Genomic DNA, 18,365 nt, shown 5'->3' on the forward strand with positions numbered 1-18,365 from the left:
GCACCCCCCCCCCCCGCCCCGCGGCGCCCCCGGCCGCGGCCCCCCCGCCTAACACCTGGGGGGGGCCCCCGTCGTGTATTCGGGGCTATACGGGTTCAGCCGAGGGCGCGCTCGACATCGGCGAGCAGATCGCTGACGTCCTCGATGCCGACCGACAGCCGCACCAGATCCGCCGGCACCTCCAGCTCCGAACCCTCGGTGGAGGCGTGCGTCATCGCGCCCGGATGCTCGATCAGCGACTCCACCCCGCCCAGTGATTCGGCGAGGGTGAAGATCCGGGTGCGGGCGCAGAAGTCGTGCGCCGCTTGCCGTCCGCCGTGCAGCCGCACCGAGATCATGCCGCCGAAGCGGCGCATCTGCTTCTGCGCCACCGTATGTCCGGGATGTTCCGGCAGGCCCGGGTAGATCACCTGCTGGATCTTCGGGTGCTCGGCGAGGAACTCCGCGAGGGTCTCGGCGTTGTCGCAGTGCCGATCCATGCGCAGCGCAAGGGTTTTCACGCCGCGCATGGTGAGGAACGCGTCGGTCGGGCCGGGCACCGCGCCCGCGCCGTTCTGCAGGAAGGCGAACGCGGCATCGAGTTCCGCGTCGTCGGTGACCAGTGCGCCGCCGACGACATCGGAGTGCCCGCCGAGGTATTTGGTGGTGGAGTGCAGCACGATGTCGGCGCCCAGCAGCAGCGGCTGCTGCAGGTAGGGCGAGGCGAAGGTGTTGTCCACCACCAGTTTCGCGCCGCCGCCGTGCGCGATATCGGCCAGCGCGGCGATGTCTCCGACGTTCAGCAGCGGGTTGGTCGGCGTCTCGAGCCACACCAGTTTGGTGTTGGGCCGCAGCGCGCGCTGCACCGCGTCGGGGTCCGATACCGGCGCCACCGAGTACTCGATTCCCCAGTGCGTGAACACCTTATCGATCAGGCGGAAGGTGCCGCCGTAGGCGTCGTTCGGAATGACCAGGTGATCACCCGGCCGCAGCGCCGCCCGCAGCACACAGTCGGTGGCCGCCATCCCCGAGGAGAAGGCCCGCCCGTACCGGCCCGATTCCAGCGCGGCCAGATTGGCCTCCAGCGCGGTGCGGGTCGGGTTGCCGGTGCGCGCGTACTCGTAGCCGCCGCGCAGTCCGCCCACGCCGTCCTGGGCGAAGGTCGAACTCGCGTAGATCGGCACGTTCACCGCGCCGGTCTGCGGATCCGGATCGAACCCGGCATGCACGGCGCGTGTGGAGAACCCCAGCTGATCGTCGGTCATGGTGCCAGCCTAGAAGGGGCGGCTCGGCCGCCCGGACCCGGGAACCCGATCGACCGATACTGTGCGTTCATGGCCACCGTAGACGAGCTGTTCGCCCTCGATTCCCTGCTCAGCGACACCGAACGCGAGATCCGCGAGACGGTCCGGCGGTTCGGCGAGCAGCGCCTGCGGCCGCATATCGCCGACTGGTTCGAACGCGGCGTCTTCCCGGCCCGCGAGCTGGCGCCGGAACTGGGCGCGCTCGGCCTGCTGGGCATGCATCTGGAGGGCTACGGCTGCGCGGGCACCTCGGCGACCGAGTACGGGCTGGCCTGCCTGGAATTGGAGGCGGTGGACTCGGGCGTGCGCAGCATGGTGTCGGTGCAGGGCTCGCTGGCGATGACCGCCATCCACAAGTACGGCTCCGAGGAGCAGAAGCGGCAATGGCTGCCGGAACTCGCGGCCGGGCGGGCGATCGGCTGCTTCGGGCTGACCGAACCCGATTACGGTTCCAATCCCGGCGGCATGCGTACCCGCGCCCGGCGCGACGGCGCGGACTGGGTCCTGGACGGATCGAAGATGTGGATCACCAACGGCTCGGTGGCCGACGTGGCGGTGGTGTGGGCGCGCACCGAGGAACGCATCCGGGGCTTCCTGGTGCCCGCCGGCACACCGGGCTTCACGGCGCGCGAGATGCGGCACAAGCTGTCCCTGCGCGCCTCGATCACCGCCGAACTCGACCTGGACGGGGTGCGGCTGCCCGCCGACGCGGTACTGCCGGAGGCGCACGGCCTCGCCGGGCCGCTGGCCTGTCTGTCCGAGGCCCGGTTCGGCATCGTGTTCGGCGCGCTCGGCGCGGCGCGCGACTGCCTGAACGCCACCATCGACTACGCCCGTACCCGCGAGGTCTTCGACAAGCCGCTGGCGGCGTACCAATTGACCCAGGCCAAGGTGGCGGACATGGCGGTCGAGCTGGGCAAGGGCACGCTGCTGGCGCTGCATCTGGGACGCCTCAAAGATCGCGGGGAGTTGCGGCCGGAGCAGGTGAGCGCGGGCAAGCTGAACAGCACGCGCGAGGCGCTGGCCATCGCCCGCGAATGCCGGACCATCCTCGGCGCCAACGGCATCACCCTCGACTATCCGGTGCTGCGGCACGCCAACAATCTGGAATCGGTGCTCACCTACGAGGGCACCGCGGAGGTGCATCAACTGGTGCTCGGCGAGGCCCTCACCGGATCGAAAGCCTTTCGCTGACAAGAATTTCCGGAAACGCGAATTGCCACAGATCAGCTCTGCTCGCAGAAGTTTCCGAGTGAAAGGTCACACTGCCGCGAAAGCTGCATGATTGCTAGCATAAGCAAGTGTTTTTGCTCGGCTCCGCGTTGCTCGAAGTGTCGGCGCGCAAGACTTTGAACCGCCTGCACAAGACGCACGGAGTTCCGGCGCTCGTCGCCGCAAAGGAACTGCCCGCGGTGTCGGCGGCCCTGGATCAGCATGCCGCGGCCGTCCGCGACATTCTCGATCTCGGTGTGCGGGATTCGGCGACCGTGCCGGCGGGGGTACTGCTCGCCGGTTACGCCCGCGGACTGCTGGAACATACCGGCCGCGGCGGCCTGCGCGCCCCGTACGATCTCGCCGGCTGGGCGGCCGCCGAATGGTTGCAGCTGCGGCTGGCCGCGGTGTGCGTGCTCGCCCACGCGAAAGCCTGAGCGGCCGCGGAACTCCGCGACCGCCCAGGCCCTGTCGAACTATTCGGTTGTCGCCTCAGCGCGGTGACTGCGGATCGCCGTACCCCGGCGCCTCGCCGTATCCCTGCCCGTAACCCTGGCCGCTCTGCCCGCCGTAGCCCGGTTCGGTCATGCCGCCGGTCTCCGGCCGGTAGCCCGCACCGCTGGTCTGCGGCGACCACTGATCGCCGGGCCGCGGGGAACCCGCCCACTCCTCCTGGCGGGTGGCGACGCCCTCACGCTGCCGGGCGGCGTCCTCCCTGCCCCGCTGGTACGCCTCGGCATGGCCGCGCAACTGCGGCATCTCGCCCTCGACGGTGTCCAGCCAGCCCTCCCAGCGCTGCTGCATGGGCCGGATCAGGCCGCCGCCGATGCCGACGACCAGGATGCCGCCGATCGTGGCCAGCACCGTGATCAGGATCGGCGTGGTGACCGAGGTCGCGACGCCGATCTGGTTCAGGGCGGCGATGATGCCGACGCCCCAGATGAACACCGCCGCCAGCCGGCCCAGCATGCGGCCGTAGGACAGCCCGCTGAGCACGTTGCCGATCAGGTCCATCACCACCCGCGCGATCGCGCCCGCGACACACACGATGATGATCGCGACCGCGGCCCGCGGCAGCCAGGCCACGATGCCGTTGAGCATGTTGCTGACCGGATTCGGACCGAAGACCCCGAAGCCGATCTGTAGCGCGATCAGCAGGATCGCGTAGTAGACCAGCTTCACCAGGATGTCGGTGGCGTCATACCGGCTGTTGGCCAGCATGTTCTGGATCCCGCCACGTTCGACCAGCCGGTCGAACCCGACCCGGCGCAACACCCGGTCGGCGATCTTGGCGATGACCTTGGCGATGATCCAGCCGATGGCCAGCACCACCAGGAAACCGACGAACTTGGGCACGAACGTCGCGATGGCGCTCCACGCGTTGGACATGCCCTGCTGAAAATCGATAGCCAAACTGGAGGTGTACACGCGCGGCCGTCCCTTCCGCTATCTCGGCTGTTCCAACTGTTTGCCAGAACTGCTACAGAGACGTTTGTACCCCGGCGTGATCATTCGAATCGGGTGTTTGCGTACATTTTGCTGCCATCTCGATAACGATGCGTTATCGCATTGTGCCGAGCGGCGGATCGATCAGTACGCCGAGTTGACGTTGTCCATCGAGCCGTAGCGGTGCGCGGCGTAGTTGCAGGCGGCGACGATGTTGGCGACCGGGTCCCAGACATCGAACGGGGTGCCCTCGACGTGGTACGCCGCGAAGGTCGGGTCGATCACCTGCAGCAGGCCCTTGGACGGGATGCCCGCCGCGGCGTTCGAATCGTAGAGGTTGATGGCCTGCGGGTTGCCGGTCGACTCCCGCATGATGTTGCGGTAGATGCCGTCGTAGCTGCCCGGAATGCCGCGGGCGGCCATGATGTCCAGCGCGTGGTGGATCCAGCCGTCCAGGTTGTCCGGGTAGCTGGGGGCCGGCGGCGGGGGCGGCAGCGGCGCGGGCATGGGCGCCGGAGCCGGAGCGGCCTCGGGGGCCGGGGCCGCGGCGGCGACCGCCTCGACCGGGGCAGCGGGAGCGGCCGGAGCGGGGGCGTTATCGGCGGTCTGGGCAATCGTGGACGCCAGTGCGGCCGGCTGCACCTCGGCCGTCCCGTGCCCGCCCGCGGACGTCACGGCGGCGAAGGCGGCCAGCGCCAGGGTGGCGGATCCGGCGGTGCGCGCGACCGCCTTGGCTCTGCTGCTCTCGATGGATTTCTTCGACATGCGCGGTGTTTTCCTACTCTGGTTGCGGCCGTCGCCGGCCTGCGACAGGCAGTGCGGCACCAAGGCGACGCCGGGTACGGCTCACCCACGCACTGCATGCTGTTGTGAGACTTGTTATGAGAGAAGGGGATTCGCATTCCCCGTCGGCACGACCCGGCTCGGTGGCTGCCGGGTGAGCCCCGGCGGGTGGACCAACTCCTCGTACTGTTTCGGACGCGAGGTCGCGATTTACCGACGAGGTCACAGGATGATTGCGGTAGGTTAACGTAAACTGAACTGAAAGTGAACAAATGGTGCCGCTACGTCCGCGCGGCTTCGATCCACACCGGCTATAACGCTCTGACCTGGCGATTTATCCGTCACGAACACGTGCCGCGGGTCACAGAAAAATTTGCCGTGTCGCGCTGGACTTTGCCGTTTTGCGACCATTTCGGGCCATCGGAGCACGTCTCGGTAACGGTCTGTGACCGTTCGGTGACTGTGCCGAGAGGTAACCCGCGCGATCTCACAACCCGCGTCGCGCCCGTGCGCATCACCTTGTTACGACCGGTCATCCAAGCGCCATCTCGGCGTCACCGCTGCGGCAAGGTTGAAAGCGCAAGCTGTTGGCACACCCGATGCCGGAGGTGTCACGACGAACGCGGACTCCGCGCCGGGTGCACAGCAAACGCCGCCGGAGGTACCGATGTTCGAAGCCTGTCACTCCCCGACCCATGTCGCATATCCGCTGCGCCCACGCCTCGGCTTCCCGGTGCACCCGATCGCCGCGGCGCCGGAGCCACAGTCGCGGGAGGCTCGCCATGTCCCCGCGTGAGGCGACCCCGCTGCCCGACTGGCACGAACTGCTGGCCGCGTTCTGCGGCCATCTCGGCGACGATCCGGACGCCCACCCGATGGTGCGCTGGGCCCGCGCGCTCGCCGAGTTACATCTGCGCCGTCACGACCAGCCCGGACATGCCGCCGAAATAGATTGTGCCCGAGCCGAACTCGTCGCCGCCATCGACAACTGGGTGAGCGTGACGCTGCGGCCGCCGCGGGTCGGCCGCGGACTGTTCCCGGAGTCGCTGGGCGGCGCCGTGGACCGTCTCGCCGCCGCCCAGGTGCACGCGAATCGCTTGCTGCACACCGCCGCCGACGTTTCCGACGCGCGCGTGCACACCGCCTGGTACCGGCTGGCCGCGCTCGCCGACGACTGGAGCGATCTGGTCGCGGAGGTGCTGCACGGGCAACCCCGGCTGCGTCAGCGGATGCGCTCGGCCTGACAGGTTCGAGAAGCCCTGCGCCCCAGCGAATTCGGGACTACCGCGCGGGCAGGCCCGACCGGCTCAGGAAGCCGAGCAGATCGTGCCGGGTGATGACGCCGATCGGCTTGCCGTCCTCGACCACCATCAGCGCGTCGGTGGACTCCAGCGATTTGGTCGCGGCCGACACCGGTTCGCCGGAACCGATCAGCGGGAACGACTCGCTCATGTGCTTGGACACCGGGTCGGTGAGGTGGGCGCGGCCCTCGAAGACCGCGGACAGCAGATCCCGCTCGGACACGCTGCCCGCCACCTCCCCGGCCATCACCGGCGGTTCGGCGCCGACGACCGGCATCTGGGAGACGCCGTACTCGTGCAGGATCTCGATGGCGTCGCGCAGCGTCTCCGACGGATGGGTGTGCACCAGATCCGGCAGGGCGCCGGACTTGCCGCGCAGCACGTCGCCGACGGTCGGCTCGGCGGTGCTGCCGTCCAGGCGCGAGCGCAGGAAACCGTAGGAACTCATCCACTGGTCGTTGAAGATCTTCGACAGGTAACCGCGGCCGCCGTCGGGCAGCAGCACGACCACGACCGCCTCCGGGTCGCGCTCGGCCACCTGCAGGGCGGCCACCACCGCCATGCCGCACGAGCCGCCGACCAGCAGCCCCTCCTCGCGGGCCAGGCGGCGGGTCATGTCGAAGGAGTCGGCATCGGAGACGGCGATGATCTCGTCGGGGATCGCGGGGTCGTAGGCGCTGGGCCAGAAGTCCTCGCCGACACCCTCGACCAGGTACGGCCGGCCCGTGCCGCCGGAGTAGACCGAGCCCTCCGGGTCGGCGCCGACGATCTTCACCTTCCCGCCCGAGACCTCCTTGAGGTACCGGCCGGCTCCGGTGATGGTGCCGCCGGTGCCGACACCGGCGACGAAATGGGTCACGGTGCCCTCGGTGTCGCGCCAGATCTCGGGGCCGGTGGTCTCGTAGTGGCTGTCCGGGCCGCCCGGATTGGAGTACTGGTCGGGCTTCCACGCGCCCTCGATCTCGTGCACCAGCCGGTCGGAGACGCTGTAGTAGCTGTCGGGATGTTCCGGCGGGACGGCGGTCGGGCACACCACCACCTCGGCGCCGTAGGCGCGCAGCACGTTGCGCTTGTCCTCGCTGACCTTGTCCGGGCAGACGAACACGCACCGGTAGCCGCGCTGCTGGGCGACCAGCGCCAGGCCGACGCCGGTGTTGCCCGAGGTGGGTTCCACGATGGTGCCGCCGGGCCGCAACAGGCCCTGCTCCTCGGCGGCATCGATCATCTTGACCGCGATGCGGTCCTTGGAACTGCCGCCGGGGTTCAGATATTCGATCTTCGCCGCCACCAGGCCGGAGTTCGGGCCCACCACGGAGTTCAATCGAACGAGCGGGGTGTTGCCGATCAAGTCGACGACGTGGTTCGCGATGCGCATACGCCCATCGTTGCAGAACCGCGCCCCGCGCCTGCCCGCGCCTCCGGGCTGGGCGTGCCCGGAGGCGGTCGACGGCGTGGCGGTTGCCCCGGGCCGACGGCGACCGGAACGGGCGATATCGGGAACATCGTCGGCGAGTTCCGGCCTGCCCCGCGACGGGAGCCCGGTTTACCCATATCATCGGCCCGGTGAGGATGCCGAAGACCGCCCGCACCGCCGCCGTCGTGCTCGGATCCCTCGGGGCCGCGACGGCGATCGCGACGTCCGCCCCGGCGAGCGCGCAGACCGTCGAATTCCCCCAGACACCGAGTGTGTTCTACGGCGGCTTCTGCTGGGGCAACATCCGGACCTGGGTCGACACCAGTCCCGACTATCCGGGCCGGGCCATCGTGAACGTGCAGGCGCTACCGGTCGCCGGCTTCGGGCCGGGCCAGTATCCGCTGGCGCCGCTGTGCAATGTCGACACCACGGTCGCCTGGCACAACACCACCACCGGCGCGGCCGGGGAGTACCGGCTGAACGTGGTCTCCGGCATCTACGGCAGCATCCTGTACGCGCAGTTCCAGGACACCGGCGCGGGCCACATCGAGGTCACGACCACCACGTCCAATTTCAATATCCCCTCGCGCGGCGCCTTCGACGTCGCGGGCCCGCCGCCTCCGCCGCCCGGCGAATAAGCCCGGCGCACACGCTGAGCCGTTGCTGACCACAGGCAGTCACGACACGGTCACACCGCCGAGCCGACGAGGACCGCGCCCCGGCGACCATGCCTGCGTGTGAGAAGGCGCTATCGATGCTTTCTCGCCGGAATCCGCCCGATCGGTGTCGCGTCGGTGGAGCAACTGGGACATCCGTCGCAGGCAGGTGCTCACACTCGACCGATCCGGCACGATATACGCAGGCATACAACGATCGTGTGGTGGAGGGTGGTGTGGTTTCGTGGCGAGAACGTGGCGCACCTTGGCGGTGACCGGCGCGGCCACCGTGGCGGCCGGTTCCGGGGCCGGGACCGCGTGGTGGGCGGCGTACCGCCTGCTGATGCAGCAGGCGCAGGCCGCGCGGACGGTGATCGGCCGCGACACCACCAAGCCGCCCGAGGCCGACGGCGTCTACACGGCGGGCTGCGCGGCGCCCGAATCATGGCGCACCGGAATACCTTTCGATCTGCACCTGATGGTCTTCGGCGACTCCACCGCAGCGGGTGTCGGCTGCCGCACCGCGGAAGAGGTTCCGGGCGTACGGATCGCGCGCGGGCTGGCCGAGGCGACCGGGCGGCGAATCCGGCTGAGCACCAAGGCCATTTCCGGCGCCACCTCGAAAGGCCTTGCGGGACAGGTGGACGCGATGTTCGTCGCGGGGCCGCCGCCGGACGCCGCGGTGATCCTGATCGGCGCCAACGACGTCACCAAGAAGCATTCGGTGCTGCGCTCGGCGCAGCGGCTGCGGTCGGCGGTGGCGCGATTGCGCGCGGCGGGCAGCGTGGTCGTGGTCGGCACCTGCCCGGATCTCGGTTCGGTGGTCGCGATTCCGCAGCCGCTGCGGACGGTGGTGCACGGGTGGAGCGTGCGGCTGGCGCGGGCGCAGGTCGCCGCCACCCGGGCCGCCGGTGGCAGCCCGGTCCCGATGGGCGATCTGCTCGGCCACGATTTCCGCACCACGCCCGAGGTGTTGTTCTCCGCGGACGGCTTCCATCCCTCGGCCGCCGGGTACGAATTGGCCGCCGCCCACCTACTGCCCGCGCTGCTGCGGGAGTTGGATCGGCGGGATACGGGCATACCGGGTGTTCCTAGCCCGATCGGTGCGACGTAGATTCGGAAGGGAATTCCGTACCTGTGTACCGAACAGCCGCTTGGTTGTTCGACACCCGACGAAGGAGTCCTCATGCCAGAGGCCGTCATCGTTTCCGCTGCCCGCTCCCCCATCGGCCGCGCGGGCAAGGGCTCGCTCGTAGGCATGCGCCCGGACGACCTCGCCGCACAGATGGTGCGCGCCGCCCTGGACAAGGTCCCCGCGCTGGCCCCCGCCGACATCGATGATCTGATGCTCGGCTGCGGACAGCCCGGCGGCGAGGCCGGCTTCAACATGGCCAAGGTGGTGGCCACGCATCTGGGTTACGACTTCCTGCCCGGTGTCACGCTCAACCGGTACTGCTCGTCGTCGCTACAGACCAGCCGGATGGCCTTCCACGCCATCAAGGCCGGTGAGGGCGAGGTCTTCATCTCCGCCGGTGTGGAGACCGTGTCGCGGTTCCCGAAGGGCACCTCCGACGGCTGGCCGGACACCCACAACCTGGCGTTCGCCGATGCCGAGGCGCGCACCGTGAAGCGCGCCGAGGGCGGCTCGGGCGGCTGGACCGACCCGCGCGAGAACGACGAACTGCCCGACATCTACATCGCGATGGGCCAGACCGCGGAGAACGTCGCCCAGTTCACCGGCATCTCCCGCGAGGACCAGGACCACTGGGGCGTGCGCTCGCAGAACCGCGCCGAGGAGGCCATCAAGTCGGGCTTCTTCGAGCGCGAGATCAGCCCGGTGACGCTGCCCGACGGCAGCGTCGTGTCCACCGACGACGGCCCGCGGCCGGGCACCACCTACGAGAAGGTGTCGCAGCTCAAGCCGGTGTTCCGCCCGGACGGCACGATCACCGCCGGTAACGCCTGTCCGCTCAACGACGGCGCGGCGGCGCTGGTCATCATGAGTGACACCAAGGCCAAGGCACTGGGCCTGACCCCGCTGGCGCGCATCGTGTCCACCGGCGTGTCGGGTCTGTCGCCGGAGATCATGGGTCTGGGCCCGATCGAGGCGTCGCGGCGGGCGCTGAAGCTGGCCGGCAAGACCATCGGCGACATCGACCTGTACGAGATCAACGAGGCCTTCGCGGTGCAGGTGCTGGGTTCGGCGCGCGAGCTGAACATGGATCTGGACAAGCTGAACGTGTCCGGCGGCGCGATCGCCCTCGGCCACCCGTTCGGCATGACCGGCGCCCGCATCACCGCCACGCTCATCAACAACCTCCAGACCCACGACAAGCAGTTCGGCCTGGAGACCATGTGCGTCGGCGGCGGCCAGGGCATGGCGATGGTGATCGAGCGCCTGAGCTGACGTTCGAGCGCCGCGGAAAGGCGATTACCCGTCGGGTAATCGCCTTTCGTGTGCCGGGGCGGAATCATCGGAGACACCGGAGTTTTACGCGAAGGAGCCCGAGATGACCGCCTATGCCGTAGCCCATCTGCACGATGTGGACGTCAATGCCGAGATCGTCGAATATCTGCGGCGAATCGACGGGACACTCGCTCCGTTCGACGGAAAGTTCATCGTGCACGGCGGGCGCCAGCTGGTTGCCGAGGGGCCCGCGAACGGCTCGGTGATCGTGATCGAATTCCCGGATTACGCTGCCGCACAAGCCTGGTACGCGTCGCCGGAGTACCAGGACATTCTGCCGCTGCGGACGGACAACGCGGTCGGTGTCGCGGTGCTGGCCGAGCACTGCGGGGACGACCATGTCGCCACCGACGTGCTGCCCGCGGCCCTGCTGGCCGACTGATGGTCGTCAGTGCCGGACGGCGGCGAGGAAGTCGCGGACCAGAGGGCTTGCGTCGGAACGGAATTCCTCGAAGTAGGCATGCCTGGCGCCCGGGATCAGGTGCAGTTCGGCGGCCGGAATGCGGTCGGCGAGCAAGGGGGCGTTCGCGGCGGGGTTGAAGCGGTCGTCACTGCCGTGCACGACCAGTGTCGCAGAGGTGATGTCCGGCAACACTTCCCAGGCATCGTGGCGGTGGCTGGCGATCAGGTGGCGCCGGCGGGCGTAGGACGGCATGTCCGGGTCGCCGAGGGTCTGGTGGGGGCCGGGGTGGGCGGCGAGCCAGGCCGGGGTGTACATGAGTTCGCGCAGGGCCTGGTGCGCCGTGGCCGGATTCGCGAGCAGGCCGCGGATCTCCGGGCCGCGGTCGACGCCGTACTTCCCGCCGGGCGACGTGCAGCCGAGCACCAGTGCGCGCACGCGTTCCGGATACCGCGCCGCCACCCACTGCGCCACCCGGCCGCCCATCGAGGTGCCGTACACATCGGCCCGGTCGATACCGAGTTCGTCCAAGACCGCGATCGCATCGTCGGCGAATCCCAGTGTGCTGTACAGGATATCGGGCTTGTCGCTGGCGCCGGTGCCTCGGTAGTCGAAGGTAATCGTGCGGTGCGCGCCGTGGAAGTCGTCGCGAATACCGTCCCACCAGTGATGGTTGTTCGACTGCCCGGCTATCAGCAACAGCGGGAACCCGTCGCCCTCCACCTGGTAGGCGAGTCGAACCCCGTCCCCCGCTACGGCATACGGCACGAACGTTCCCCTTTCTCGCCGCCCGAGGGTACCGCTCGGCTCGGCGCACGAAAAACGGGTGGTCACCGAGTATTCGGTGACCACCCGTTCCGGCTTGCGGCCGACTACTAATCGTTTTGCAAGTAGCTCAGCAGGCGCAGGATCTCCAGGTACAGCCAGACCAGGGTGACGGTCAAGCCCAGGGCCACGCCCCACGCGGCCTTCTCCGGCGCTTGCGCGCGGATCAGCTGGTCGGCGGCGTCGAAATCGAGCAGGAAGCTGAACGCGGCGATCGCGATCACGACCAGGCTGAACACGATCGACAGCGCGCCGCCGTCACGCAGGCCGAATCCGCCCGGGGTGAAGAACGCGGCGACCATATTGCCCAGCATCAGGACCACGACGCCGATCATGGCGCCCACGATCATCCGGGTGAATCGCGGCGTGACCCGGATGGCGCCGGTCTTGTAGACCACGAGCATGCCGAAGAACACGCCGAACGTGCCGAGCACCGCCTGCGCGATCAGCCCGGATCCGCCGACACCGCCGAACGCGATATTGGTGAACATGAACGACAGCGCGCCCAGGAACAGGCCCTCGGCGGCGGCGTAGCTCAGCACGATGGCCGGATTGTCCTGCTTGCGGCCGAACGTCGCGACCAGCACCAGCACCAGGCCGACCAGTCCGCCGACGATGACGAACAGGGGAGCCAGCGCGTGATTGGCGACGGTCAGCGCGTAGGACAGGATCGCCGCGATCGTCACCACGCCCAGCGTGATGCCGGTCTTGGTGACGACGTCGTCGATCGTCATCGGCCGGGTGGCCTGCGCGGGCTGCTGGTACGGCTGCTCGTAACCCTGCGGCGGGTACTGCTGCCCGTACTGCGCGAACTGTCCGGCGCCGGCCGCGGCCGAACCGAACCCCGCATAACCCCCTTGTTGCTGCGGCAAATTCTTGAAGATCGGGTTGCTTGAGGTGCGCACCGTTCCCGTGCCTTTCCGAAGGTCGCGGTCCACGTCTCTCGTGGCCGTTCTGAGTATCCAACGTGCCGCGGCGGGCGCAAGTTCCCGAACCGGGCAAAAAATCGGACAAAGCGGACTCTACTGCCGGAGAACTACTCCTGCCGAACGTCGTACAAACCGCGCACCGACCGCGTCACGGTGAATTTGCGATTGCGGCCCACCACATCGGTCTTGCCGACCAAGCGCTCCATCACCCCACGATAGTTCAGATGCGAGTTGTAGACCGTCCACAGTTCGCCGCCGGGTCGCAGCACGCGGCCGGTCTCGGAGAACATCTTGATCGCCGAACCGGTGTGCACGGCCGCGCCGACGTGGAAAGGGGGGTTGCACAGGACGAGATCGGCACTGTGCCCGGCCACGCCGGTCATGGCGTCGTCGCGCAGCACCGTCACCCGATCGGCGACCCCGTTGACCGCGGCCGTGGCCCGCGCGGAGGCGACCGCGGCCGCGGACTGATCGGTGCCGACCACGCTGACCTGCGGCCGCGCCTTCGCCAGCGCGACGGCCAGAATCCCGGTGCCACAACCGAGATCGATGGCGTCGCGGGCGTCCGGCTTCATCCGGCGCACGTGGTCGAGCAGGAATCGGGTGCCGATATCGAGCCGCGGCCCGGAGAACGCGGCACCGTGCGCGACGACCTCGAGGTCCATCTCGTCGAGCTGCTTGCGCACCGGAAAGGGCAGGCTGCCAACGGGTTTGGGGTCGCGGGCCAGCAGGATCCGCGACTTCTGCCGACCGCGGCTGGCCCGTACCGACCCGAAGGACTCGGCCAGTACGTCGTTCATGGCCGGGGTCAGGTACTTGTCACGAGCCCCGGCGAACACCTCGACCTCCGGATCGGCGTAGCGCGCAATGGCATCCGCGATCTCGGCCAGTCCCGACAACGCCCGCGGCAGCCGCAGCAACACCACCTTGACGTCCTCGAGCAGCCGGCGGCCCAGCTCGTGGGTGCTGTATCGATCGGCCAGGCCGACGGCACGCGCGTTGTTGGCCAGCGCGAGTTCGCCGGTGAGGAGATCCTGGTGCACGCGGACCGCGCTCAGGTCATGGGCCGCGGCGGCGCCCAGTGTGAGCGCCCCGTAGCCGTCGTCTATGACGGCGATCCGGCCACTGCCCGCCGCCGCCAGGGCGTCTCGGGCCACATCCAGGATCAGCCGATCCGCGGCATCGACCGCGTAGAGATTCACCGCCTCCACATCCGGATAGCGCCGCAACCGGCTCAGCACATCGTCGACCTCCTGCACTCCTACAGTGTGCTAGATCGTTGCCGTGTCGTCGCGCCGACCCCGGCCGTAACACCGCATACCATCGGCCTCATGCGTAACAGGCTGGCATTCACGGTGGTCGCGGGGCTCGCACTGCTGGCGGGTTGCTCGGACAGTTCATCCGATCCCGGCGCACCGGCGTCCACGGGCTCGACGGTGGCGGCGGCGCCGGAATCGCCGCCGACGGCCACCGGTCCGCAGCAGCGCGCGCCCTCGGACGACGCACGGCTGACCGTGACCAATGTGCGCGTCGGGCACCATCCGGGTTTCGATCGCGTGGTGTACGAACTCGGCGGCACCGGCACTCCGGGCTGGCGGGTGCAGTACACCGATCGCGCGGTGCAGGACGGTAGCGGCAAGCCGGTCGACGTGGCCGGGCAGTCGATTCTGGAGGTGCAGATCCTGGGTTCGGCGTACCCGTGGGACAGCGGGGTCCCCCAGTACGAGGGCCCCGATCCGGTCACCGATCCCAGCTCACCGGGGATCGCGGGCGTCTACCGCACCCTGGTCTTCGAGGGCACGACGCAGTCGTTCATCGGGGTGAACGCGGAGCGGCCCGCCTTCTCCGTCGACGCGCTGGAGAATCCGGGGCGGCTGGTCGTCGACATCGCGACCGGCTGAGCCTCAGGCCTGGCCGGTTTCGAAGCGGTCGATCTTGCCGTCCGTCACGACGAATCGCCAGGCCGTGCGCATGGAGCCCCACCGATCGTTGGCGTACTCGGCGACGAAGGCGCGGCCGCCCTCGGAGAGGGAGTCCGGCTCGACGCTCATTCGGCCGTTGCTGTCGAATACCTCGCTCTGCACCCATTGCCGCAGATCACGGTCAGTGCCGTCGTCGGACATGGTGGCGTCGTCGGTGAGTAGGTCGAAGAAGGCGGGGCGGTCGCCGGCGTTGAGCGCGTCCACGAGCCTCGCCACCACGGGATCGAGTTGGTCGGCCATCCTGGTCCCCTTCCGGGTCCGGTACCGCACGGGTCGATTGACAGCAAATTTACCGCAATCTTCGAGTGGCGGGGGCGGCCTGCGGCGACTAGTCCTCCGAGGGTTCGCCGCGCGGCTCGGGGCGTGGGTTCAGCCGGATCACGCCGCGGTCGAGGTCGAGCGAACCGATCTCGAACGATTCACCGGTGCCCGCCTCGTCGTCGCTCTCCTTGCGCAATCTGCCGCCGTGCAGGAGTTCGCCGAACTGTCCCATGCGCCCCACCCTACGCCGCGGGCAGGTCCGGCGCGGCATGTCCGGCCCGGTCGCGCGGCAATGCCGCGGCCGCCAGCACCATGACGACGGCCATCGACGCGACACCGGCGAACACCAGATGGATCCCGGCGGACAGCAGCGCGGGCTCGGGATTCCCGGCCGCGCCGACTCGCATGTTGACCAGCGCGCCGAACACCGCGACCCCGACCGCGCTGCCGATCGAGCGGGCGAACATATTGGCGCCCGTCACCACCCCGCGCTCGCTCCACTCGGCGCCGGTCTGCGCGGCGATCAGCGTCGGGGTGGCGACCAGTCCCAGCCCGGCACCGACCACGAAGCAGCTCAGCGCCACCTGCCACAGCCCGGAATCCGCGCCGAGCAGCAGAGTCGACAGGGCGCCGAGCGCGGCCACGACGCTGCCGATCAGCGCGGTCCCGCGGAACCCGATGCGCAGGTACAACCGGCCCGCCTGCGAGGCCGTGATCGGCCAGCCCAGGGTCAGCGCGCCCACGGCCAGGCCCGCTACCAGCGCACCCACTCCGAGCACGCCCTGCGCGAAAGTCGGTACGTACGAGGTCAATCCGAGCATGACGGCGCCGACGAGCAGCGAGGCCACGCTACTGGTGACGACGATGCGCCGAGTGAAGACCCACAACGGCAGGATCGGATCGGCGGCGTTCCGCTCGACGACCACGAACAGCGCCAGCAGCGCCGCGCCGCCCGCGAACACCGCGATGCCGATCGGTGAGAACCACGCCCAGGAGTGGCCGCCCTCCAGCAGTCCGAGGATCAGGGCGCCGGCGCCACCGGCGAGCAGCGCCGCACCGAGGTAGTCGACGCTGCGCCGCTGCCGCCGGGGCGCGGTCTCGCGGAACGAACGGACCAGCATCCATCCCGCCAGCGCCGCCAGCGGCAGGTTGACCAGGAAGATCCAGCGCCAACTCAAATATTCGGAGAACACGCCGCCCAGTAGCGGGCCGAGCACCGAGGAGGCGGCCCACACACTCGCCAGGTAGCCCTGCACGGTGGCGCGCTCCTCGAGGGTGTAGATGTCACCGGCGATGGTCATCGACATCGGCTGCACCGCGCCCGCGCCGATGCCCTGGATCGCCCGGAAGACGATGAGCGCCACCATGCTGGTGGCGAGACCGCACAGCAGCGAGCCGAGCGCGAAGACCGCGATGCCGAACAGCATCACCGGTTTCCGGCCGAAGGTGTCGGCGAGCTTGCCGTAGATCGGCACCGTGATCGCCTGCGCCAGCAGATATATCGAGAACAGCCACGGGAACTGCGCGAAGCCGCCGAGATTGGCGGTGATGGTGAGTACCGCCGTAGCAATGATGGTGGAATCCAGCGCCACCAGCGAGGTCGACAGCATCAGCGCGGCGAGGATGGCGCCACGCTCGGAGCGAAGCCCGATGGCCGGTTTTCCGGTGGCGACAGTCAAGAACAACCTCCGTCAGCTCGGCTCGACAACTGAGTCGAACACGCGAAGCGCGCGCCTATTCCATACGGCTACGGGGTATAGGCCGCCGAGCCCCTACAATGGGCCGCGTGACCGACCAGCAGCGCAGCACCGGCGACGCCGCCCCGCCCCGCGCCGCCGGTCTGCCGCCGCTCTCCCGAACCCCCGGGCACATCCGCGCCCTCGGCATCCTGGTACTGCTGACCGGCGTCGCACTGATGCACGCAGTCGTCTTCGCCGCCGGTCACGCCCACGCCACCACCCCCGCCCACATGGCCACCCCTGGTCTCCCATACACCGCAGCCCCTGGACTCGCACACACCACCGACCACGGACTCACAGGCGTCGCAGCACCTGACCTCTCATACAACGACGCTCCCCGGCTTACGCGCGGTGCCGAGCGGGAACGCACTGACAACCCTCGACTCACACACTCCACTCGCCCCGGACTGACGCACTTCGCCGTCCGTGGACTCACACACACCGCCGATACCGGGCACACTCTCACCCTGGGGCTCGTAGACACTGGCGTCCCGAGCATCGCCATCGAATCCATGGCCTCATCGGAGCATTGGTCCGACCGGGCACAGGTATTGGAGACGCACGCCGAGATGGGCGGCGATACAGGGTGTGCCGATTGTGGGGGCGGGCATCACGGGCTGCACGGGTGTGTCTTCGTGCTGGTGGTGCTGGCCCTGTGGCTCGGGCTGGTGGTGCTGGCTTGGGTGGGGGTGCGGCGGGGCGCGGCCGAATTGCGGGTATGGCTCGAGCGGTCCGGCGGGGCGCGGTCGCCGCCTTGGACGGTGCTCTCACTACCGGAATTGTCGATTCTGCGGATCTGATGGGCCGCCGCGTCGGCGCGCGGCTCGCGTGCGGACGCGGGTTTCCCGGCCCACCTCAGCACGACCCCTATTCCGAGGAGAATGACATGTCCCACTCGCGTACCCGAATCACCTTGGCCGGCACCGGAATCGCCGTGGCGCTGCTCGTCGCCGGATGCGGCGGTGACGACTCCGGCGACACCACCACCGCACCGAGCGCACCGACGACCGGAATGTCGGATATGCCCGGCATGCACCACGGCACGTCGTCGAGCCCGACCGCGCCCACCCGCACCGACTTCACCGACGCCGACGTGACCTTCCTGCAGATGATGTATCCGCACCACGCGCAGGCCGTCGACATGGCGAAGCTGGTGCCGGGCCGGTCACAGAATCAGCAGCTCATCGCGCTGGCGGCGAACGTCGAGCGCGCGCAGGCGCCGGAGATGCAGCAGTTCACCGAGTTGCTGAAGGCCTTCGGCAAGCCCGCGCCGGGCGCGATGGGGCACGAGATGCCCGGCATGATGTCGCAGGACGAGATGACCGCGCTGCGCGCCGCCACCGGCCCCGAGTTCGACCGCATGTGGCTGAACATGATGATCGCGCACCACCAGGGCGCTATCGATATGGCGAATACCGAACTGGCGCAGGGCGTCAACCCCGACGCCCGGAACCTCGCCCAGGGCATCGTCGCCGCTCAGCAGGCGGAGATCCAGCAGATGCGGGCCATGCTCGGCCAGGGCTGAGCGCACGCGTCAGCGGGGGTGGCGGGCCGCGGGCCACCCCCCCCGGGTGCGGGTGAGCGGGCCGTGACGGGGGTGATGATTGTGGCCGCGCGGGGCGCGGCGCCCCCCCCGCTCAAGGGGCCCGCGGTCAAATTAGGGGGTT

20 protein-coding genes are annotated in these 18,365 nt (G+C 69.2%); 10 read left to right on the top strand and 10 right to left on the bottom strand.

The window, feature by feature from the left end; genetic code table 11:
• Nucleotides 1-95: 95 nt before the first annotated feature.
• Nucleotides 96-1,244, bottom strand: coding sequence for a cystathionine gamma-synthase (locus QH470_RS25030; protein ID WP_280274786.1), 1,149 nt, complete (start codon nucleotides 1,242-1,244; stop codon nucleotides 96-98).
• 69 nt (nucleotides 1,245-1,313) lie between these two features.
• Between QH470_RS25030 and QH470_RS25035 the strand changes: the two genes are divergently transcribed.
• Together QH470_RS25035 and QH470_RS25040 are read left to right on the top strand one after the other, a co-directional pair.
• Complete coding sequence (locus tag QH470_RS25035; RefSeq protein ID WP_280274787.1) at nucleotides 1,314-2,477, top strand: acyl-CoA dehydrogenase family protein; 1,164 nt, start codon at nucleotides 1,314-1,316, stop codon at nucleotides 2,475-2,477.
• A gap of 107 nt (nucleotides 2,478-2,584) precedes the next feature.
• Entirely contained in the window at nucleotides 2,585-2,932 is a 348-nt protein-coding gene (locus QH470_RS25040; protein WP_280274788.1) for a DUF6401 family natural product biosynthesis protein, read from the top strand.
• A 55-nt stretch (nucleotides 2,933-2,987) separates the two neighbouring features.
• Here QH470_RS25040 and QH470_RS25045 read toward each other — a convergent pair whose 3' ends face one another.
• A complete protein-coding gene (locus tag QH470_RS25045; protein WP_425302774.1) occupies nucleotides 2,988-3,908 on the bottom strand; it encodes a mechanosensitive ion channel family protein in 921 nt (306 codons plus the stop codon).
• Nucleotides 3,909-4,085: 177 nt separating this feature from the next.
• Complete coding sequence (locus tag QH470_RS25050) at nucleotides 4,086-4,706, bottom strand: transglycosylase SLT domain-containing protein (RefSeq protein ID WP_280274789.1); 621 nt, start codon at nucleotides 4,704-4,706, stop codon at nucleotides 4,086-4,088.
• A gap of 800 nt (nucleotides 4,707-5,506) precedes the next feature.
• Here QH470_RS25050 and QH470_RS25055 point away from each other — a divergent pair.
• Nucleotides 5,507-5,968 (top strand): DUF4254 domain-containing protein, encoded by a 462-nt coding sequence (locus QH470_RS25055; RefSeq protein ID WP_280274790.1) that lies wholly within the window; start codon nucleotides 5,507-5,509, stop codon nucleotides 5,966-5,968.
• Nucleotides 5,969-6,005: 37 nt separating this feature from the next.
• Here the strand turns inward: QH470_RS25055 and QH470_RS25060 are convergent, their stop codons facing one another.
• A complete protein-coding gene (locus QH470_RS25060; protein WP_280274791.1) occupies nucleotides 6,006-7,400 on the bottom strand; it encodes a cystathionine beta-synthase in 1,395 nt (464 codons plus the stop codon).
• Nucleotides 7,401-7,594: 194 nt separating this feature from the next.
• On the opposite strand from QH470_RS25060, the gene QH470_RS25065 reads away from it, so the two are divergent.
• The 4 genes from QH470_RS25065 (at nucleotide 7,595) to QH470_RS25080 (ending at nucleotide 10,944) form a co-directional block, all read left to right on the top strand.
• Entirely contained in the window at nucleotides 7,595-8,077 is a 483-nt protein-coding gene (locus QH470_RS25065; protein WP_280274805.1) for a hypothetical protein, read from the top strand.
• Nucleotides 8,078-8,339: 262 nt separating this feature from the next.
• Nucleotides 8,340-9,209 carry an SGNH/GDSL hydrolase family protein gene (locus tag QH470_RS25070; protein WP_280274792.1) on the top strand — a complete coding sequence of 290 codons (870 nt, stop codon included), beginning with the start codon at nucleotides 8,340-8,342 and terminating at the stop codon, nucleotides 9,207-9,209.
• A gap of 72 nt (nucleotides 9,210-9,281) precedes the next feature.
• Nucleotides 9,282-10,502, top strand: a complete 1,221-nt coding sequence (locus QH470_RS25075; RefSeq protein WP_280274793.1) for an acetyl-CoA C-acetyltransferase — start codon at nucleotides 9,282-9,284, stop codon at nucleotides 10,500-10,502.
• 103 nt (nucleotides 10,503-10,605) lie between these two features.
• Nucleotides 10,606-10,944, top strand: coding sequence for a DUF1330 domain-containing protein (locus tag QH470_RS25080; protein WP_280274794.1), 339 nt, complete (start codon nucleotides 10,606-10,608; stop codon nucleotides 10,942-10,944).
• A 6-nt stretch (nucleotides 10,945-10,950) separates the two neighbouring features.
• On the opposite strand, the gene QH470_RS25085 is transcribed toward QH470_RS25080, so the two are convergent.
• From QH470_RS25085 to QH470_RS25095, 3 genes are all read right to left on the bottom strand, one after another.
• The gene (locus QH470_RS25085; RefSeq protein ID WP_280274795.1) at nucleotides 10,951-11,730 is read right to left on the bottom strand and encodes an alpha/beta fold hydrolase; all 780 of its coding nucleotides are present in this window, start codon (nucleotides 11,728-11,730) and stop codon (nucleotides 10,951-10,953) included.
• A gap of 107 nt (nucleotides 11,731-11,837) precedes the next feature.
• The gene (locus QH470_RS25090) at nucleotides 11,838-12,692 is read right to left on the bottom strand and encodes a Bax inhibitor-1/YccA family protein (protein WP_280274796.1); all 855 of its coding nucleotides are present in this window, start codon (nucleotides 12,690-12,692) and stop codon (nucleotides 11,838-11,840) included.
• A gap of 131 nt (nucleotides 12,693-12,823) precedes the next feature.
• On the bottom strand, nucleotides 12,824-13,975 hold the full coding sequence (locus tag QH470_RS25095) for a class I SAM-dependent methyltransferase (protein WP_280274797.1): 1,152 nt from the start codon (nucleotides 13,973-13,975) through the stop codon (nucleotides 12,824-12,826).
• 72 nt (nucleotides 13,976-14,047) lie between these two features.
• Here QH470_RS25095 and QH470_RS25100 point away from each other — a divergent pair, with 72 nt between their 5' ends.
• A complete protein-coding gene (locus tag QH470_RS25100; protein ID WP_280274798.1) occupies nucleotides 14,048-14,617 on the top strand; it encodes an AMIN-like domain-containing (lipo)protein in 570 nt (189 codons plus the stop codon).
• Nucleotides 14,618-14,620: 3 nt separating this feature from the next.
• On the opposite strand, the gene QH470_RS25105 is transcribed toward QH470_RS25100, so the two are convergent.
• From QH470_RS25105 to QH470_RS25115, 3 genes are all read right to left on the bottom strand, one after another.
• Nucleotides 14,621-14,938 (bottom strand): nuclear transport factor 2 family protein, encoded by a 318-nt coding sequence (locus QH470_RS25105; protein WP_280274799.1) that lies wholly within the window; start codon nucleotides 14,936-14,938, stop codon nucleotides 14,621-14,623.
• 88 nt (nucleotides 14,939-15,026) lie between these two features.
• On the bottom strand, nucleotides 15,027-15,191 hold the full coding sequence (locus tag QH470_RS25110) for a hypothetical protein (protein WP_280274800.1): 165 nt from the start codon (nucleotides 15,189-15,191) through the stop codon (nucleotides 15,027-15,029).
• A 10-nt stretch (nucleotides 15,192-15,201) separates the two neighbouring features.
• On the bottom strand, nucleotides 15,202-16,638 hold the full coding sequence (locus tag QH470_RS25115; protein ID WP_280274801.1) for an MDR family MFS transporter: 1,437 nt from the start codon (nucleotides 16,636-16,638) through the stop codon (nucleotides 15,202-15,204).
• Between the two features lie 107 nt (nucleotides 16,639-16,745).
• Between QH470_RS25115 and QH470_RS25120 the strand changes: the two genes are divergently transcribed.
• Nucleotides 16,746-17,498 carry a DUF6153 family protein gene (locus QH470_RS25120; protein ID WP_280274802.1) on the top strand — a complete coding sequence of 251 codons (753 nt, stop codon included), beginning with the start codon at nucleotides 16,746-16,748 and terminating at the stop codon, nucleotides 17,496-17,498.
• A gap of 86 nt (nucleotides 17,499-17,584) precedes the next feature.
• Complete coding sequence (locus QH470_RS25125; RefSeq protein ID WP_280274803.1) at nucleotides 17,585-18,223, top strand: DUF305 domain-containing protein; 639 nt, start codon at nucleotides 17,585-17,587, stop codon at nucleotides 18,221-18,223.
• Nucleotides 18,224-18,365 lie beyond the last annotated feature (142 nt).

Origin of the sequence: Nocardia wallacei (assembly GCF_029868745.1) — a bacterium.
GTDB lineage: Bacteria > Actinomycetota > Actinomycetes > Mycobacteriales > Mycobacteriaceae > Nocardia > Nocardia wallacei_B.

What these genes read in the sequence shown, in the direction of transcription:
- QH470_RS25030 (WP_280274786.1), bottom strand. Translation starts at nt 1,244, where the DNA reads ATGACCGACGATCAGCTGGGGTTCTCCACACGCGCCGTGCATGCCGGG.
- QH470_RS25035 (WP_280274787.1), top strand. Translation starts at nt 1,314, where the DNA reads ATGGCCACCGTAGACGAGCTGTTCGCCCTCGATTCCCTGCTCAGCGAC.
- QH470_RS25050 (WP_280274789.1), bottom strand. Translation starts at nt 4,706, where the DNA reads ATGTCGAAGAAATCCATCGAGAGCAGCAGAGCCAAGGCGGTCGCGCGC.
- QH470_RS25055 (WP_280274790.1), top strand. Translation starts at nt 5,507, where the DNA reads ATGTCCCCGCGTGAGGCGACCCCGCTGCCCGACTGGCACGAACTGCTG.
- QH470_RS25060 (WP_280274791.1), bottom strand. Translation starts at nt 7,400, where the DNA reads ATGCGCATCGCGAACCACGTCGTCGACTTGATCGGCAACACCCCGCTC.
- QH470_RS25065 (WP_280274805.1), top strand. Translation starts at nt 7,595, where the DNA reads ATGCCGAAGACCGCCCGCACCGCCGCCGTCGTGCTCGGATCCCTCGGG.
- QH470_RS25075 (WP_280274793.1), top strand. Translation starts at nt 9,282, where the DNA reads ATGCCAGAGGCCGTCATCGTTTCCGCTGCCCGCTCCCCCATCGGCCGC.
- QH470_RS25080 (WP_280274794.1), top strand. Translation starts at nt 10,606, where the DNA reads ATGACCGCCTATGCCGTAGCCCATCTGCACGATGTGGACGTCAATGCC.
- QH470_RS25100 (WP_280274798.1), top strand. Translation starts at nt 14,048, where the DNA reads ATGCGTAACAGGCTGGCATTCACGGTGGTCGCGGGGCTCGCACTGCTG.
- QH470_RS25105 (WP_280274799.1), bottom strand. Translation starts at nt 14,938, where the DNA reads ATGGCCGACCAACTCGATCCCGTGGTGGCGAGGCTCGTGGACGCGCTC.
- QH470_RS25110 (WP_280274800.1), bottom strand. Translation starts at nt 15,191, where the DNA reads ATGGGACAGTTCGGCGAACTCCTGCACGGCGGCAGATTGCGCAAGGAG.
- QH470_RS25125 (WP_280274803.1), top strand. Translation starts at nt 17,585, where the DNA reads ATGTCCCACTCGCGTACCCGAATCACCTTGGCCGGCACCGGAATCGCC.